The 17,450-nt window shown below is 50.9% G+C and carries 14 protein-coding genes (1 of these 14 cut by a window edge); 10 read left to right on the forward strand and 4 right to left on the reverse strand.

Annotated elements, in window-relative coordinates:
• Positions 1 to 762, reverse strand: partial view of a ribonucleoside-diphosphate reductase subunit alpha gene (locus DFER_RS16180; RefSeq protein ID WP_015812724.1) — the beginning only. The gene continues 1,683 nt to the left of window position 1, outside the view; only the first 762 of its 2,445 coding nucleotides appear in the window; it begins with the start codon at positions 760 to 762; its stop codon lies off the left edge, out of view.
• Between the two features lie 427 nt (positions 763 to 1,189).
• Between DFER_RS16180 and DFER_RS16185 the strand changes: the two genes are divergently transcribed.
• The 6 genes from DFER_RS16185 (at position 1,190) to rimK (ending at position 6,389) form a co-directional block, all read left to right on the forward strand.
• Complete coding sequence (locus DFER_RS16185; RefSeq protein WP_015812726.1) at positions 1,190 to 2,101, forward strand: sugar phosphate isomerase/epimerase family protein; 912 nt, start codon at positions 1,190 to 1,192, stop codon at positions 2,099 to 2,101.
• A gap of 130 nt (positions 2,102 to 2,231) precedes the next feature.
• A complete protein-coding gene (locus DFER_RS16190) occupies positions 2,232 to 2,474 on the forward strand; it encodes a type B 50S ribosomal protein L31 (RefSeq protein WP_015812727.1) in 243 nt (80 codons plus the stop codon).
• A 157-nt stretch (positions 2,475 to 2,631) separates the two neighbouring features.
• On the forward strand, positions 2,632 to 3,825 hold the full coding sequence (locus DFER_RS16195) for a putative sugar nucleotidyl transferase (protein WP_015812728.1): 1,194 nt from the start codon (positions 2,632 to 2,634) through the stop codon (positions 3,823 to 3,825).
• Between the two features lie 33 nt (positions 3,826 to 3,858).
• On the forward strand, positions 3,859 to 4,977 hold the full coding sequence (locus DFER_RS16200) for a DNA polymerase III subunit (protein ID WP_015812729.1): 1,119 nt from the start codon (positions 3,859 to 3,861) through the stop codon (positions 4,975 to 4,977).
• Positions 4,974 to 5,432, forward strand: a complete 459-nt coding sequence (locus tag DFER_RS16205) for an ATP-dependent zinc protease family protein (protein WP_015812730.1) — start codon at positions 4,974 to 4,976, stop codon at positions 5,430 to 5,432. The genes DFER_RS16200 and DFER_RS16205 overlap by 4 nt, the downstream gene beginning before the upstream one ends.
• Before the next feature lie 54 nt (positions 5,433 to 5,486).
• Positions 5,487 to 6,389 carry a 30S ribosomal protein S6--L-glutamate ligase gene (gene rimK, locus DFER_RS16210; RefSeq protein ID WP_015812731.1) on the forward strand — a complete coding sequence of 301 codons (903 nt, stop codon included), beginning with the start codon at positions 5,487 to 5,489 and terminating at the stop codon, positions 6,387 to 6,389.
• A 128-nt stretch (positions 6,390 to 6,517) separates the two neighbouring features.
• Here rimK and DFER_RS16215 read toward each other — a convergent pair whose 3' ends face one another.
• Positions 6,518 to 7,597, reverse strand: a complete 1,080-nt coding sequence (locus tag DFER_RS16215) for a DUF2652 domain-containing protein (protein ID WP_015812732.1) — start codon at positions 7,595 to 7,597, stop codon at positions 6,518 to 6,520.
• Between the two features lie 159 nt (positions 7,598 to 7,756).
• On the opposite strand from DFER_RS16215, the gene hemC reads away from it, so the two are divergent.
• Positions 7,757 to 8,680, forward strand: coding sequence for a hydroxymethylbilane synthase (gene hemC / locus DFER_RS16220; RefSeq protein WP_015812733.1), 924 nt, complete (start codon positions 7,757 to 7,759; stop codon positions 8,678 to 8,680).
• 99 nt (positions 8,681 to 8,779) lie between these two features.
• Complete coding sequence (locus tag DFER_RS30155; RefSeq protein WP_015812734.1) at positions 8,780 to 9,241, forward strand: hypothetical protein; 462 nt, start codon at positions 8,780 to 8,782, stop codon at positions 9,239 to 9,241.
• A gap of 64 nt (positions 9,242 to 9,305) precedes the next feature.
• On the opposite strand, the gene DFER_RS16230 is transcribed toward DFER_RS30155, so the two are convergent.
• Positions 9,306 to 12,227 (reverse strand): TonB-dependent receptor, encoded by a 2,922-nt coding sequence (locus DFER_RS16230; protein WP_015812735.1) that lies wholly within the window; start codon positions 12,225 to 12,227, stop codon positions 9,306 to 9,308.
• 359 nt (positions 12,228 to 12,586) lie between these two features.
• Between DFER_RS16230 and DFER_RS16235 the strand changes: the two genes are divergently transcribed.
• Both DFER_RS16235 and DFER_RS16240 read left to right on the forward strand, forming a co-directional pair.
• A complete protein-coding gene (locus DFER_RS16235; protein ID WP_015812736.1) occupies positions 12,587 to 13,657 on the forward strand; it encodes a sensor histidine kinase in 1,071 nt (356 codons plus the stop codon).
• Between the two features lie 2 nt (positions 13,658 to 13,659).
• On the forward strand, positions 13,660 to 14,391 hold the full coding sequence (locus DFER_RS16240; protein WP_041736482.1) for a LytR/AlgR family response regulator transcription factor: 732 nt from the start codon (positions 13,660 to 13,662) through the stop codon (positions 14,389 to 14,391).
• A gap of 57 nt (positions 14,392 to 14,448) precedes the next feature.
• On the opposite strand, the gene uvrA is transcribed toward DFER_RS16240, so the two are convergent.
• Complete coding sequence (uvrA, locus tag DFER_RS16245) at positions 14,449 to 17,301, reverse strand: excinuclease ABC subunit UvrA (RefSeq protein ID WP_015812738.1); 2,853 nt, start codon at positions 17,299 to 17,301, stop codon at positions 14,449 to 14,451.
• Positions 17,302 to 17,450: the final 149 nt, after the last annotated feature.

Genomic DNA, 17,450 nt, shown 5'->3' on the forward strand with positions numbered 1-17,450 from the left:
GTCGTGAATGCTCAAACCGATACCACCGGCCGACTGCGAAATCAATGCGCAGTTTTTAAGGGTATCATAAATACCATTGATGCTGTCCTCCTTCATCGTGAGCAGGAAGCACGACGACATTTGCGGCTTCGGGGTACCTGCATTGAACAGCGTAGGCGTCGCATGCGTAAACCATTTTTCCGAAAGCAAATGGTAGGTTTCAATCGCCGCCTGCACGTCCTCCTGGTGAATTCCGATCGCCACGCGCATGAGCATATGCTGCGGACGCTCGACAATTTTTCCCTCAACTTTCAGTAAATACGACTTTTCGAGGGTTTTATAGCCGAAATAATCGTAGGAATAGTCGCGGTCATATATAATAGTAGAGTCGAGCAGCGATGCATTCTGGCGGATTACCTCGTAAACCTCGCGGGAGATCAACGACGCATTCTCGCCGGTTTTGGAATCTATATATGTATAAAGACGCTTCATCGTAGCCGAAAACGACTTCAATGTGTTCTTATGAAGGTTCGAGATAGCGACGCGGGCAGCCAGGATCGCATAGTCCGGGTGCTTGGTGGTCATGGAAGCTGCGGTTTCGGCAGCGAGGTTATCCAGCTCGGCGGTAGTAACGCCGTCGTAAATACCGGAAACAACCTTCTTGGCTACTTCCACGGGTTGGACGTACGTGGCGTCGAGCCCGTAGCTCAATTTCTCGATACGGGCGGTCACCTTGTCGAATTTCACGGATTCGCGGCGGCCGTCACGCTTTATGACATACATAGACATAGTAATGTGGTGTTAGATAGAACGTTAGTGATGTATATTGTTGGGATTGCAATGGAAGATGCACTTGAAAAATCTCTTGAAGTAACGTTAAATTGTTCACAAACGCAACGGGAAATTTCACCTGAAAACCGGCTTTAACGCCATAATCCAAATTACTAAATTGTTAAGAAACTAATAACCAGATGTTTCCAGAAAATTGAATCTACGAAAATTTTTTAGGCAAAATGAGATTCAAAAATTTGCAAACATTTTTAGAAAAAATTTTCCATCAAAATCCTAAAATTCATAATTATAAACTGAAAATCAAGTCATTAAAAGTTATCAACTATTTAGATTTAATCTAAACTTGTAAACTTTGCAAACAGAGACACCTGACATTCATCCATAAAAATTCAACTGACAGACGCTAAACAATATAATTATGAGCACAATTATCGAACAGGCCGATCGCCGGACATTTCTCAAAACGACCTCCGGGCTTGTAGCAGGCCTCGCGATGGGCGGGTCGCTCACAGAAGCCATGGCCAAAGCTGCCGGAAACGCAGCCTACAACATTCCGCTGGGTGTGTATGCAGCTTACGACAAAGCCGACTTTTTGCGCAAATCGGGGTGTGCATATATTGAAGAATCCGTGGGCGGCTTCCTGATCCCGAAGGACGGCGACGCCGGCTATGAGAAAAACCTGACACAATTGAAACAGGAGCATTTCCCCATCAAATCGTACGTGATCCTGCTTCCGGCCAGCCTGAAAACGCTTGGCCCTGAGGCAAATCACGAAGCAATTCTGCAACGGACCGAAACCGTGCTGAAACGCGCCAAAGAATGCGCTTCTCAGTTTGTGGTATTCGGTAGTGGTGGTTCAAGAATCATTCCAGAAGGCTTCGATAAGGCCAAAGCGAAGGCACAGCACATTGAGCTAACCCAAAAAATGGCCCCCATGGCCGAGAAATACGGCATTACCATCGCCGTGGAGCCGCTGAACCGCGGGGAAACGAACTTCATCAACAGCCTGGCCGAGGGCGTCGAGATCATAGACGCCGTGAAAAGCCCTCGCGTGAAGCTGCTTTGCGATATATACCATATGCTGGTGGAGGACGAGCCTGCGTCGGAGATCGTTAAATATGGCAAGCACATTGTGCATTGCCACATCGCCGAGAAGGCAAAACGCACACCGCCGGGCGTGGCAGGCGACGATTTCCGCCCCTATCTGGCTGCATTGAAGAAGATCGGTTACAAGGGCGGACTTTCCATCGAATGCTTCGTGTACACCGACTTTGAAAAGGAAGCGAAGCGCGGCGTGGAGGTGCTCAAACAGCAACTCAGTGAAGTTTAGCGCATTAATTTTTGGTGTATTGCATTAATATTAAAAAAGATAGCGCGCGGATGCTTGATTTACAAATCTGGATTTTTTACTTTTGCAATCCTTTTGGAAATCGTATAGAAACAAATAATACCATATACCAATGAAAAAAGATATTCATCCCAATTACAGAGAAGTAGTTTTCTGGGATCTATCAAGCGACTTTAAATTCATTACTCGCTCAACCATAGAAACTTCTGAAAACATCACATGGGAAGACGGCAAGACCTACCCTGTGTACAAAGTCGAGGTTTCTTCGCAGTCACACCCTTTCTACACTGGTAAAAACGTACTGGTTGACACTGCCGGTCGCGTTGACAAGTTCAGAAAGCGTTACGGAAAATAAGCAGCGCTTACGGCGTACACCTGCGTGGTCGAACACAGCGGGCGCACGAAAAAATATAGCGGCAGTCTCCCGACAAATATGCTCGGGAGACTGCTTCTTTTTTTGCCGTAACCAATAAAATGCCCGAACTTTGGCGTGCACATACGCTTTTTGAAACATGCCAGATATTATTCTGTTCGACGATCCAACGCTTAGAATACAACTTTTACCTTTTACATACACCAGACCTGTCGCCGGCATCCGCTGCGGCATTCATACACTGGCCGAAAAGTGGGCCGACAGGTGCCATTCCCCGGTTTCGTTCCAAACCGAAGCTTACCTCACACAGAAATACCCGCAGCATGCTTCCGATGATAACCTGTATATCAACGGCGCATTATGTCCCGATGAGCATTTAGCAGGCATCGTAAAAGGATTACCCTACGGCAATGCACTCGTGTCAAAACAGGGCGAAGTCCTCGCCGTGCGCACGCACGCGGCGTGGCATGCACAGGAAGGCACGAATCGCCTTTCGGCGGTTACCTATGAAGAACCTTTCACGATGATCCGGAATGTGTGGGACATTTTCGGTCAGAACGGTGCACAAATCAAAGCCGATTACGAACGCATTGTGTCCATTCGGAAATCGGTAGGTGTCAGTGATCCGTTCACGCATTGTTACAAACCTGAAAATGTCTTTATTGAGGAAGGAGCGGTAATCAAAGCATCCATTCTGAATGCGGAAAACGGCCCGATTTACATTGGCAGGAATGCGCTGATCCAGGAAGGTTCAATGATCCAGGGACCGTTTGCGATCGGCGAAAGCGGCGTTCTGGCGCAAGGGACAAAGATACGGCCAAACACGACCGTCGGGCCGTTTTCGAAAGTCGGCGGTGAAGTGAGCAATTGTGTGGTGTTTGGTTATAGTAACAAGGGCCACGATGGCTACCTGGGCAATTCGGTTTTGGGAGAATGGTGTAACCTTGGGGCTAATACCAATAATTCGAACCTCAAAAACGACCATACGAACGTGAAGTTGCATAGCTACGCCGTTAATGCATTGGCTGACACTGGTTTAATGTTCTGCGGGCTAATGATGGGCGATTATTCCAAGGCAGGAATTTCGACCATGTTCAACACTGGCACCGTTGTAGGCGTAAGTGTAAATGTGTTTGGCGCTGGATTTCAGGCCAAACACGTACCATCGTTCTCCTGGGGCGGTGCAGCCGAGGGCTATTGCGACTATCGCTTCGAAAAGGCCATAGCAGTGGCCAACGACACAGTGAGCCGCCGCGGCGTCGCATTCGGGCAGGCGGAAGAGGACATTATGCGTGCAGTTTTGGAACAAACGCAATACCAGCGCAGCCAATAGGCATCTTTACCCAATATTAATTGATTTAAAATCGTGCTTTTCAGAGATATTCCGGGACTTGAAAATATCAAATCGACGCTCCGGCGCTCGGTCCGGAACAGCCATTTGGCCCATGCGCAGTTGTTCGACTACCCTGCCGGCGGGGCTGGCCTGGCCATGGCGCTCGCATTCTCTACCTACATCAACTGCGAAAACCGGAATGATGACGACGCCTGCGGCACCTGCGCCTCCTGCGTGAAAATGAGCAAGCTCGTCCACCCCGATTTTCACTTTATATTCCCCATCGCCACTTCCAAGAAGGTGGATGGCAAAAACAGCGAGGCATTCCTGCCACTTTGCCGCTCGTTTTTGCTGGATAACCCCTACCGCGTCCTCCCCGACTGGCTCGACCACATTGGCGCGGATAACAAGCAGGGCAACATTTCGGTGGAAGAAGCGCGCGGGATTTTGCGCAAATTGTCCGTGAAAGCCTATGAAGGCGAATACAAAATCCTGCTCATCTGGAAGCCCGATATCATGAACGCGGCCTCTTCCAATGCAATCCTGAAAATTCTGGAAGAGCCGCCTGAAAAGACATTGTTCCTCCTCGTAAGCGACCAGTCCGACAAATTGCTCACCACCATCATCTCCCGCACGCAGCGCATTACCATTCCGGCATTCAGCGATTCGGAAATCAAATCCTACCTGAAACAGCAGGAAGTGAGCGACGCGGTGGCCAATCAGGTCGCATTTCTGTCCGACGGCAACATGGCTGAGGCATTGAAACTCGTTCAGGAAGAGCAGGATGACCGCTCGGCGTGGTTCGCCGACTGGATGCGGTCGTCCTACAAATTCGACGTGGCGCATCTGGTGAAACTTGCCGATAGCTACGACGTGATGAGTAAGGAAAAGCAAAAAGGCCTGCTTGAATATGCATTGCGGCTGTTCAGGGATATGCTTGTATGGAGCCACGGCGCTGGCGAGCTTTTGCGCGTTCCGCAGGAAGAGCTTACATTCGTGCAGAATTTTTCCAAAACCGTCAATTTTGAATCGCTGGAAAGGATGATCGGGGAAGTGAATACGGCCTATTACCACATTGAGCGCAATGTGCGGGCCAAAATGGTGTTTCTGGACCTGTCGCTAACGGTCGGCCAGTTTTTCCAGCGCCGATGAAGCGCCCTTTGGAAATTATCGGCGCGACCGATGTGGCGGATTTGCCCGAGCTCGGCTGGCATCATGTGCCCGTCAGGGTAGATTCCGGCGCGGCTACTTCGGCCATTCATTGCTCGCGTGTGAAACTGGTGGAAAAAGAAGGCATTAAAGAACTCCACGTGTACCTCGACGCCAAGCGCGGAGCACCTCAACATTTCTTTATAGTAACCGATTTCAAAGAGACCGTCGTCCGCAATTCCTTCGGAAAAGAGGAAAAACGCTTTGTGATCAAAACACCAATCCGGCTTTTCGGCCGAAAAATACGTACCGAATTTTCGCTGGCCAACCGGCAAAAAATGAGTTATCCCATACTACTAGGGCGAAAATTGCTCAAAAACAGATTCATTGTCGATGTTTCGAAGAAGAATCTGTCCGCGGCACGACATTCGCTGACACCAACTCGTTCCCAAAATTAACCAGGATCACCCGGCGCAAAGCCCAGATCAACCTCCATTTTTTCTAAGCATTTTATGAAAATCGCCGTATTATCCACCAATCCGGACCTGTATTCGACCAGGCGCCTGGTGGAGGCTATCAATCAAAAGGGACACGAAGCGGTTGTGATCGATCATGTCAAATGCTCCGTCATGATCGAAGGCGGCAAGCCCACCATTTTTTACAAAGGCAAGTCCGTCGCCGGCATCGACGCCGCCATTCCGCGGATCGGCACGTCGGTGAATGCATTTGGCTGCGCGGTCGTGCGGCAGTTGGAGCTGATGAAGGTTTTCACGACCGTCAAGTCGCAGGCTATTCTACGCTCGCGCGACAAGCTGCGCAGCATGCAGGTGCTCGCGAAGGCCGGTATCGACATTCCAAAAACCGTCATCGCCAAAAACCCAGCGCAGGTCAACGAGCTCATTCACCTCGTAGGTGGCCCGCCGGTGGTGATCAAGCTGCTCGAAGGCACGCAGGGCGTGGGCGTCGTTCTGGCCGAAACCATTAAAGCCGCCAAATCGACCATTGAGGCATTTTACGGGCTAAAAGCCAACTTCCTCATCCAGGAATACATTGCCGAATCCAAAGGCGCCGACATCCGCGCATTCGTGATCGGGAACAAGGTGATAGCCGCTATGAAACGCCAGGGCGCCGAGGGCGATTTCCGCTCCAACCTTCACCGCGGCGGCTCCGGGTGTATGATTGATCTTTCTCCCGAAGAAGAGCAAACAGCCATAGCGGCCGCCAAGGCACTGGGCGTCAAAATCGCGGGGGTGGATATGCTGCAATCGGCACGCGGACCGCTGGTAATGGAGGTCAATTCCTCACCAGGGCTGAGAGGCATTGAGGAGGTGAGCGGCCTTGACATTGCGTCGATGATCGTGGCCTATATTGAGGATAAAATCGTTACCGATGAAGGGGATACGGTGGGGGTTTGAATGATTGAATGAGTGAATGAGTGAATGAGTGAATGTGCGAATGAGTTAATGACCGGGTCGCCGGTGCGATGAATGAGTGAATGATTGAATGAGTGGGTGGCGGAGCGGTGGAGTGGATATGGGTTTGGCTAGAAATCTACGGGGACTGTGATTTCGGGGAGTAGCCTTTCCAGGTTGTTGAGTGATTTGCGGATGTTGGCTTCCATTTTTTCCTTTTCGAGCAGCCTGAAAATGAGCTGTTTCCAGGCATTTTTTTTCAGATAGTATTCCAAACTGAGCCGCGTGCGGGTATCGCTCAGCTTTTCGAGCACGAAATAGAGCGAGCCCGTCAGCTTTTCGTCGGTTTCACTGAAAACCACCCGTGAATCGGGATCGTAAGTAAAACCGCTGGCGTAAAGGATCGCCTCGCCGTCCTCGCGCACGCACCGGTGACGCGACCCCAGGCTGGGCAGGAAATGATCGAGTTCTTCAATGTATTTCACCCCCTCCTGCCAGCGATGACGGAGGTCGAGATGCCCGGCTGTGAAAAAGATTTTCTTGATATCCGCCTCGAAATCCTTCGACACGGTGAGCATCTTCACTTTTGAGGTGGGTTCGAGGACGGGTGCTTCGTAAGGTGGAATACTGTCTTTCAGCGCGCCGATCTGGGTGTATTCAAATGGGATCTGTTCATTCTCGGTCGTTTTCGAGCCGGGGTACCACGTCATCCATTCGGTAAAGCCGTTTGGCTTTTGCCCGTTCAGCAAATTTTGCGTCACCAGCCAGTATTCGTGCTGATCAATATCGTTTTTCAACAACTGGTGCGCGACGATAATGTCCTTGCCGATCAGTTTTTTGAAGTTTTTGACCTGATAGGTCGTGAATTCTCCATAATGCGCAACCACTTTCAGCGTGAGGTTCACAGCCGAAATGCAGGCTTTGCATTGGCAGAAACGGCGGTTATCATACGCAATCAGGTATTTGTGGAAATCGCAGAACATCTTTTCCACTTGCCGGTACAGCACTTCGAGCTGCGGCGCCTGCCCGAATTTGAAAAACAGGATCGCATCGCCCTCAATTTCTGAGATTTCGAGGCCAATCTGATTCGCATTCACCAGCGTTTCGAGCAGCTCCTGGATAATCTGCCGCCCATGTTCGATCTCGGTTTCATGCATAAACCGCGTAAACCCGCTGATATCGGGGATGAAGATAAGGCCCTTATTTTCCATGGTGCTGAAGTTGATGGTGTTAATTTACGGGGAATTTCTGAGGGATTGATGTAGATGCCCGCAAACGAATCCTGGAACTCTAACATTTCACTCGGCGGTTTCCCAGTTAAGGCCTAACTTCGCCGTTGAATTGACATTCGTTCAGGATCATTAACAATCATGCATATAAAAATAGGAACCCGCGGGAGCAAGCTGGCACTTTGGCAGGCGTATTATGTCGAAGAATTGTTGCAGCGAGGCGGTGTGGAAACGGAAATCGTTATCATTGAAACCAAAGGCGATAAAATTCTCGACCGGTCGCTTTCAAAAATCGGAAGCAAAGGCGTGTTTACCGAAGAGCTGGAAGATCAGCTCCGCAGCGGCGACATTGATATTGCCGTGCATAGCGCCAAAGACCTGCAATCGCATCTCGATGACGCATTCGAAATCATCGCTTTCACCGAACGCGAGCAGGCGAACGACGTTCTGGTAAGCCACGATACGACATTATCCCTTAAAAGCGGCGAATCGTTTACAGTGGGAACATCGTCCACGCGCCGGGTAGCAGTTTTGAAACATTATTACCCGCATATCAAAACGGTAGATATGCGCGGTAACCTGCAAACCCGCCTTCGCAAGCTTGAAGAAGGCCAATGTGACGCACTGCTGCTGGCTTTTGCCGGCGTGCACCGGATGGAGTACGACGATAAAATAGCCGAACATTTGCTCCTCGACGAGTTTACCCCAGCCGTAGGACAGGGCAGCGTGGCCATTGAAACCGCCGTGGCGCTCGATCCCGCAAAGAAAAGCAAGCTCCGCGAGCTACTTAACAACGAGCATACCGAAACGTGCCTGCTCGCCGAAAGGGCATTTCTGAAACGTCTTCAGGGCGGTTGCAGCATCCCGGTCTTCGGGATGGCAACGCTTCACGAAGATGAAATCCGCATGACCGGCGGCATCATCAGCCTCGACGGCACCGAATTGATCCGCAAAACCGAAACCGGCGCCACCGCATTTCCGCAGGAACTGGGGACCGCATTGGCCGAGGAGTTGCTCGCTGCCGGGGCGGACCGGATTTTACAAACGATCAGGAACCATATCTGACTCCCAATATTCATTGGTTGTCACCGCGAGATAATTCAAAGCTAGACACAACAGAAGTGTAAGTTATCATTGCCGATATCAACATAAAACGATTTGACAATGACAACGAAACATCTTGCTTACCTAATCATTTGTATATGTCTCATTTGTTGCAAACGCAACGAGTCAGATGATGAACCAGACTTTTCTACGGCATCGAAGCTTATATCCAGGTACCAATCGATAGACGATTCTGTTTTTAACATCAGGAGGCAATGGACTATCGAACTTACTGACGTTAACAAGGTAAGATTGATAGAAAATGTAGATGATTTGAATGAACAGGGAAAGTCTTTCAAGCGGATCTATGAAGAGATCTCGATTATTAAAGAGGGTAACGTTTACTATCTCAAATTTGAGAACTGCAAAATTGACACTCCGAACCAGAAAGTATTGCTAGGATTTGCAGCGCTTGATTCCGCAGAGCCAGATGTCCTGATCGCAAAAATTATAATTGAGGATCTAAAAACACATGCATTGCTACCTAACTGTGCATATGGCACTGTCCTAAAAAAGATTTGAATAAGAATGCGAAATGCGAGGTTTACGACCCCGCATTTCGCTTTTTAACGGTATAAATTAAACTTTATTCCTTCTTCGTCGAATCCGCCGGCGTAGCTGGTTTCACTGGCAACGCGGTCGAATCCTGCTTGATTGGCGTTGCGGGCAATGCCGGACGTGCCGTGCTGTCCGGGCGGACGGTGCTGCTATCTGGACGAATTGTGGTGGAATCCGGCCTTACTTGCGTAGAGTCGCGTTTGATCGAATCCTGACGCATTACAGGTTGTCCTTGTCCGGGAAGGCCCGGAGAGTTACCCTGCTGAACCGGGCGCGCCGTGCTGTCTGCGGCTGGTCTTGCACCTTGCGGACGTCCCGCACCGGGAGCACCTGCTCCACGACCGCCTGCTGCCGGTGCAGCTGCCGGCGCCTGTCCGCCGCCCTGCATTCCTCCGCCGCCAGCGTCCATATTACCGCCGCCGTCGGATTTCTGGTCGTCGTTATTCACTGATTTTCTTCTGCGCGGTTTCTGCTCCACGAACGTCATTTTACCGAAACGATAAGAGAAGTTCACCCGGAAACCGCGGTTGTACAGGTAGTTGGTATTGTTTTGGGTAAATGTACTGGATTCCAGGCTGGTCTTCATTTTAAACGAAGGCGCGAGGAAGTTTTCCATTCCAAAACCGATGCTGCCACGCTTGTTGGCAAATTCCTTGCGGATACCGAAGTCGTACATGCGGAAACCGGCCTGCGTACCTTGCAGCTGCACGTCGCGGCCGCGCATGAAGCCGCCTGCCTGCAAGCCCCAGCCGTTTTTGATGTTCAAACTGGTGCGGAAACGGCCGCTTAACACGAAACCGCTGTTGGAGTTTTGCAATGCGAGATCAGGACTGTTGTTGGAAAGGTCGGCGTAGTAGAAATCGAACCCGCCGCCGAGCTGCCATCTTTTGAAGAAAGTTACATTACCGAAAATATTGGCACCATAGTTCTTCTTCGAACCGATGTTTCCATAAGTCGTCGTGATCACACCGTTTTCGTCGGTGGTACGGATGCTTTCGATGGAGCTGTTGGTGAAGCGCGCGAAAGTCGAGACATTAATGTACATCGAGTTTTTGAAGAAGCTTGTCCCCAGCTCCACCTGGTCGGTCAGTTCCGGTTTCAGGTTCGGGTTACCCTCGGTGATGTTCTGCGGATTGGCCGCATTCCGGTTCGGGTTCAGGAACTGAATGCCCGGGCGTTGGAGGCGGCGGTTATAGGCCAGCTTCACGGTCTGCCCTTTCCCGAAAGTCTGCGAAAGGTTAATGCTCGGTACCAGGTTACCGTATGCCGGCAATCTCAGGTCTCCGGCTTCGCCCTGCTGCGCATCGATGCTCGTGTATTCGTAGCGCGTGCCCGCTTTTACGGTAAATCTGCTTTTGGTAGTGAATGTGTAGGACAAATATCCCGCTGCTACATTCTGATCATAGTTCAGGTTGCTGGCCGGCTGTGGTGTGTCCACCGTGTTGTAATAATCAAAATTACTCACTACCTGACGGAAAATACCCTTTCCACCGAGTTCCAGCATCTGGTTTTCCTTGATCGGTGTCTGGTAATCGACCTGAACGGTGCTTTCCTGGTTGTGGCTGCTATTGTTGTTGCCTTGCTGGCCAATCAATTCTCTCAGCTGCGTATTGTTCAGCGAGAAAATGTCGGCGTCGAAGTCGTTCGTACGGTTGTTACGGCTGTATTGCGTCGAAATGCTCAGCTCCTGGCCAGGCTTGGCAAGGGTTTTCATATAATCGACATTCACGTCCCAGGTGCCGGAAAGGTCCTTGCTGTTCACGTCGCGGAAGCTGGTTCTAGTGGTATCGTTTACGGTATTGTAGGTGTAGAGCTCCTGGTCCACCTTGTTGTTCCGCATGCCATAGCGCACCCCGGCCGACAATGACGTTTTGGAATCGATTTCCCAGTCCCACCCGAAGTTGTAGGAGCCAAATGCCATTTTATTTTTGGAATCGCTCATTTGGCGCACCGTAAAATCGCTCAGCTTGCCAACCTGCAAATTCTCCGATTTACCCGGCATATTATAATTGAACCGGCCGAAACCGCCCAAACTGAAACCCATTTTGCCGATCCGGTAGTTACCGCGCAAGCCCAGGTTGGAGCCGCGGTTACCGATACCCGTGTCGAGGTTAAGCGTACCGCCTTGAATGGTACTCTTTTTGGTGATGATATTGATAATACCCGCAGAACCTTCGGCATCATAGCGTGCGGAAGGCGACGTGATGACCTCCACGGATTTGATCATATCTGCCGGGATCTGTTTCAATGCATCGGCCACGCTGGTAGCGATGATCGTCGAAGGCTTGTTGTTGATCAGCACGCGTACGTTGGAACTTCCGCGGAGCGATACGTTACCATCGAGGTCCACGGTGAGCATCGGCACCTTTTTCATCACGTCGGAAGCGTCACCGCCCCGGCTGGTAATGTCCTTTTCAGCATTGTACACCAGCCTGTCGACTTTCTCCTCCACCATTTGCGCCATCCCCACCACTTCCACTTCGTTAAGCTGCACCACGTCGGGCACCAGTACAACAGTGCCCAGGTTCAGTTCCGTCCTGCGGTCGATTTTGACGTTGCTGATCGTTTTTGTTTTATAGCCGATAAAGGAAATCAGGATCTTGAAGTTGCCCGAAGCCACTTTTGTGAGGGTAAACTCGCCTTTTTCGTCGGTAGTAGTACCATCAATCGGACTATTCGTTTTCGTATCTACGAGCGACAATGCGGCGAATTCCACCGGTTTTTTAGAAGTCGAATCCACGAGCACGCCCGTGATTTTACCGTTGCCTTTGGGGGTGTCTTCTGCCGTTCCCGGAATAACCGTCTGCCGTTGCGGCCTGTTGCCGCCTCCGCGAAAATCGCCTCCACCGCCTCTGGAACCACCGCCGCCACCGCCCGGAAACTGGGCGAATGCCTCCGATGTGAGTCCTGAGAACACAGCCAGGAATGTTAGTTGTAAAACAAGTTTCATGGTTTGGGTTTTAAAAGTGTACTTTTCGAATTTCAAAATAACAACCTATCTATCTGTGATAAAAAAGGAATAGATGGATAGGATAGATGTACCGATCAAAGGCCGTTTTCGGACGATATATCCCGGTAAATGACAGACGGTTCCGTACCCGGACGCACCATAAGGCATGCTTTGACAGCGCTCCGGCCGCAGGGTTTAAACCACACCGCCTGCAGCCCGGCCCATTGATAGATTGCAGCGCGCCATCGGTCGGCATTCGGGGGTACTTTGATCGATTGAAATAGGTGATTTCGTAAATTCCGCGTAAGATTGCAGTGATATGTTGCGTTCAATGCACATTGAAACTAACTAATTGCTAAATGGATACGCGTGCTGCACGGAAATATCCTCCGTTATTCCTCCACTTGCTGGGATGGAGTTTTCTGGCCCTGTTTTTAATGTGGCAACCGCTGAGCTGGCAGATCCAGTTTCCGGCGAGTTTCTGGATCAAACAAGCGGTGTTGTTTTCGCTGCTCATCACCATATTTTACCTCAACTATTACTTCTGGTTCCCCAAATTCCTCGCTAAAAACAAGTATTCGCGGTTTATCCTTTTCAATATCGTGTCGGTTGTGATGCTGGCCGTGATTACCGAGCAGGTGAAGATCGCGATCAACCACGGCGAGCAGATGGACCGGGCATTTAAGCTGGCCCGCGAAGTGAATGGCGACAAGAAACGGCACGACCGCCTCGACTATTTTGCATTGCTCACCGCATTAATGATCATCGGGCTCAGCACCAGCGTGGCCGCCGTACGCACGGCGCAGCTCGACAAGCAGTACCGCCAGAACCTCGAAAAGGAGAAAATCAATTCCGAGCTCTCGTTTTTGAAAGCACAGATCAACCCGCATTTCTTTTTCAATACCCTGAATAACATTTATGCACTCACTGTGATCGACGTGGAGGCTGCGCGGGAAGCGTTGCATAAGCTCTCGCGCATGATGCGCTACGTGCTGTACGAAACCCAGCACGGCACGGTGCTGCTCAGCCAGGAAATAGCTTTTGCGCAGGATTACATCCAGCTCATGCAGCTCCGCCTGACCGACAAGGTAACCGTGCACCTTAATCCGCCCAACCCGCTCCACGACGTTTCCATTGCACCCATGCTATTCCTGCCCTTTATTGAAAATGCATTCAAACACGGTGTGAGCGCCGTACAGCCGAGCCGGATCGACATTCAGATCCGCCAGGAAGGCCATAAGATATTTGTAGAAGTGAAAAATACCCTGTTTACCGACAAAAGGGCCATTCTGGACGAAAGCAACGGCATTGGCCTGGCCAATACCCAACGCCGTCTCGATCTGTTGTACCCCGGCAAATACCAGCTGGAAGTCACGGAGAACAAGGAAGAGAAAGAGTTTGAAGTACACCTGGAACTGGAAACGGCATGAGTGTGACACTGGAATGCATTGCCGTGGACGACGAACCATTGGCGCTCGGCCTGGTGTGCGCATTTATTGAAAAAACACCGTTCCTGAACCTCGCAGGCCGTTATTCCAGCGCAGTGGAGGCTTTGCAGGTGATTAACAGCAAGCCGATCGACGTCATTTTTCTCGATATTCAAATGCCCGACCTCACTGGCATCGAACTAGCCCGGGTGCTTGAAAAAGCCGGTAATAAGGCGCCTAGGATCATTTTTACAACCGCATTCAATCAATACGCGCTCGATGGTTTTCGCGTAGATGCCATTGACTATCTCCTAAAACCCTTTAATTACGAAGAGTTCCTCCGTGCCGCATCCAAGGCGCAGGCGTACGTAGAGCTGGTGCAAAAGGCCTCGTCGGCCGGTTCTGCGGAGCCGAAGGACGAGTACTTGTTCCTGAAAGTGGAATATCAGCTGGTGCGGATCGCCTACGACGACATTTTGTACACGGAGGGGCTCAAAGATTATGTAAAAGTCCACCTCAAATCGGACCCGAAGCCTGTGCTCTCGCTCACGAGCCTGAAAGCGCTGGAAGAAAAGCTGCCCGCGTCCAAATTCATGCGGGTGCATCGGTCGTTCATCGTCAATCTGGATAAAATCAGCGCGGTCACGCGCAATACCATTCAGATCGGCGCTATTTCGATTCCCGTCAGCGACCAGTACAAGGAGGCTTTCAATCAGTTTTTGAGTAAATGGATGTAAGCAAAAAGCCCCGCACGATCACATGCAGGGCTTTTTTATGACTTTTCTTGCAAATTTCTATTTCAATTCTTCTTTCAGGAAGTACCCCGTAAAACTGCCTTTCACTTTGGCTACTTTCTCGGGCGTTCCTTCCGCGATGATACGGCCGCCTTGCGCACCGCCTTCCGGACCGACGTCGATCACGTGGTCGGCGACCTTGATCACGTCGAGGTTGTGCTCGATGATGAGGACGGTATTTCCTTTTTCAACCAGTTTGTTCAATACATTGAGCAAATGGCGGATGTCCTGAAAATGCAAACCGGTGGTTGGCTCGTCGAGAATGTACAATGTCTTGCCCGTATCGCGTTTCGATAGCTCTTCCGATAACTTCACACGCTGCGCCTCGCCGCCGGATAATGTAGTGGCGTGCTGGCCGAGGGTAATGTAGCCCAAACCTACATCGTTCAGTGTCTGCACTTTGCGCAGTAACCTCGGCTGGTTTTCAAAGAATTCCAACGCAGATTCGACGGTCATATCGAGCACATCGGCGATGGATTTGCCTTTGAAACGAACTTCGAGCGTCTCCCGGTTGAACCGCTTTCCCTTACAGGTTTCGCAATTGACATGCACATCGGGCAAAAAGTCCATTTCGATCTTCTTCATCCCTGCACCCTCGCAATCCTCGCACCGTCCGCCTTTGACATTAAATGAGAAGCGGCCCGGCTTGTAACCGCGGATTTTGGCCTCGGGCAATTCCGCAAAAAGTGTCCGGATGTCGGTAAACAGATTCGTGTAAGTAGCCGGGTTCGAGCGCGGCGTGCGGCCGATCGGCGATTGGTCCACCTCGATGACCTTATCAATATGTTCGAGGCCTTCGATGGATTTGTAAGGAAGTGGCTCCCTTCTCGACTTGTAAAAATGCTGATTGAGCAATGGAAACAGCGTTTCGTGGATCAGCGACGATTTACCGCTGCCGCTCACGCCCGTCACGCAGATCATCGTACCAAGCGGTATCGATACCGACACATTTTTGAGGTTATGTCCGGTACAGCCTTTCAGCGTGATGGACTCGCCTTTACCTTTCCGGCGCTTTTTGGGTACCTGAATGGCTTCGCGACCAGCCAGGTAATCCGCAGTTAATGAGCCATTTTCAAGGAATTTCTCCGGTGTACCCGCCCCCACCACGCTCCCGCCATGACGCCCGGCTCCGGGGCCAATGTCGAGAATGTAGTCTGATGCGAGCATCATATCCTTGTCGTGCTCCACTACCAGAACCGTGTTACCCAGGTCGCGAAGGCTTTTGAGCGAGTTGATCAGGCGTACATTGTCGCGCTGGTGCAGCCCGATACTCGGTTCATCCATGATATAAAGCACGCCCGTCAGCTGTGTACCGATTTGCGTCGCGAGGCGGATGCGCTGTGCTTCGCCGCCGGACAATGTCCTCAGCGAGCGGTTTAAGGTGAGGTAATCCAGGCCTACGTCGAGCATAAAGCCCACGCGTTTGCGGATTTCTTTCAAAACCTCGTGACCGATCACGCGCTGCTTTTCTTCCAGGCGGTCTTCCAGCCCTACCAGCCATTCGGCCAGCACGCGGATGTCGCTGTCGGCCAGCTCGGCAATGTCTTTTTTATCGATTTTGAAGTGCAGCGATTCCTTTCGCAGGCGTTTTCCCTGACATTCGGGGCAGGTTTGGGTTACCATGAAATCTTTCAGCCAATCCTGAATTTTTTCGTTGCCCGACTCCTGCTGGCGCTTCAAAAAGTTGATGATCCCGTCGAATTTCGTTTCCCATTCCGTGCCGGGGTATTTTTTCGAAGGCACCGGAACCGCTTCCTCGCTTCCATAAAGCACGAGTTTCAGTGCCTCCTCGGGAAATTTTTCAAGCGGGGTAGTAAGAGTGATTTTGTATTTTTTGAGAAGAACTTCCAGCTGCTTGAATATCCACGCCTCACGATATTCACCCATTGGTGCAATACCTCCGCGACTGATGCTCAATGACTTGTCCGGAATGATCGAATCCTCGGTAATTTCCTCGATAATGCCTAATCCCTGGCACGTAGGGCACCAGCCGTACGGTGAGTTGAACGAAAACGCATTCGGCGCGGGATCGTCATAGCTGATCCCCGATTCGGGGTCCATCAGGTTTTGGGAAAAGTAATGCGTGTTGCCTTTCGCATCCAGCACCATCAATGCGCCCTTGCCCTGCTTAATGGCCGTCGCCACCGACTGGCTCATCCGGTACCGTGACTGCGAATCTTCCTCCTCCTTTTTGGGAATCACGCGGTCGATCACAATTTCGATATCGTGCACCTTATAGCGATCGAGCTGCATTTTGGGCGTAATGTCCTGCACCTCCCCGTCCACACGCACTTTGGTATAACCAAGCCGAGCGATTTGGACAAACAGCTCGCGGTAATGTCCCTTACGACCTTTCACCGCCGGTGCGAGCAGAATGATTTTCTGGCCTAGAAACTGCGTCATCAGCTGGTTTACGATCTGGTCTTGCGACTGCTTGATCATCCGCCGGCCCGTCACATACGAGTACGCCTCGCCCGCACGCGCGTAGAGCAGGCGCAGGAAGTCGTAAATCTCGGTCACCGTGCCCACCGTGGAGCGCGGGTTGCGTGAAGTCGTTTTCTGTTCAATGCTGATCACCGGCGAGAGGCCGCTGATTTTGTCGACATCCGGGCGTTCCATTTCGCCGATAAAACCGCGGGCGTACGACGAAAAGCTCTCCATGTACCTGCGCTGGCCTTCGGCATAAATCGTATCGAATGCGAGCGAAGATTTGCCGCTGCCGCTGATGCCCGTTACCACCACCAACTTATTGCGTGGAATGGCTACGTCTATGTTTTTAAGATTGTGTTCCCGGGCGCCTTGTACCTCGATGAGGTCCTGTTCTGCCACTTCGAGGCCATTTAAGTATTCCAAAGTCCTGATGATGGTTTGTGAGTTAGTTTGTTAAATGAAGTTGTAATTCTGATAACCACAAAAATACACTTTCAGTTGCAAATTTTCTCACTCACAGGCACCTGCGTATACAGTTAACGTATTGATTCTTTCCAAGAAAAAATGACGAA

The sequence above is a fragment of the Dyadobacter fermentans DSM 18053 genome, assembly GCF_000023125.1.
GTDB lineage: Bacteria > Bacteroidota > Bacteroidia > Cytophagales > Spirosomataceae > Dyadobacter > Dyadobacter fermentans.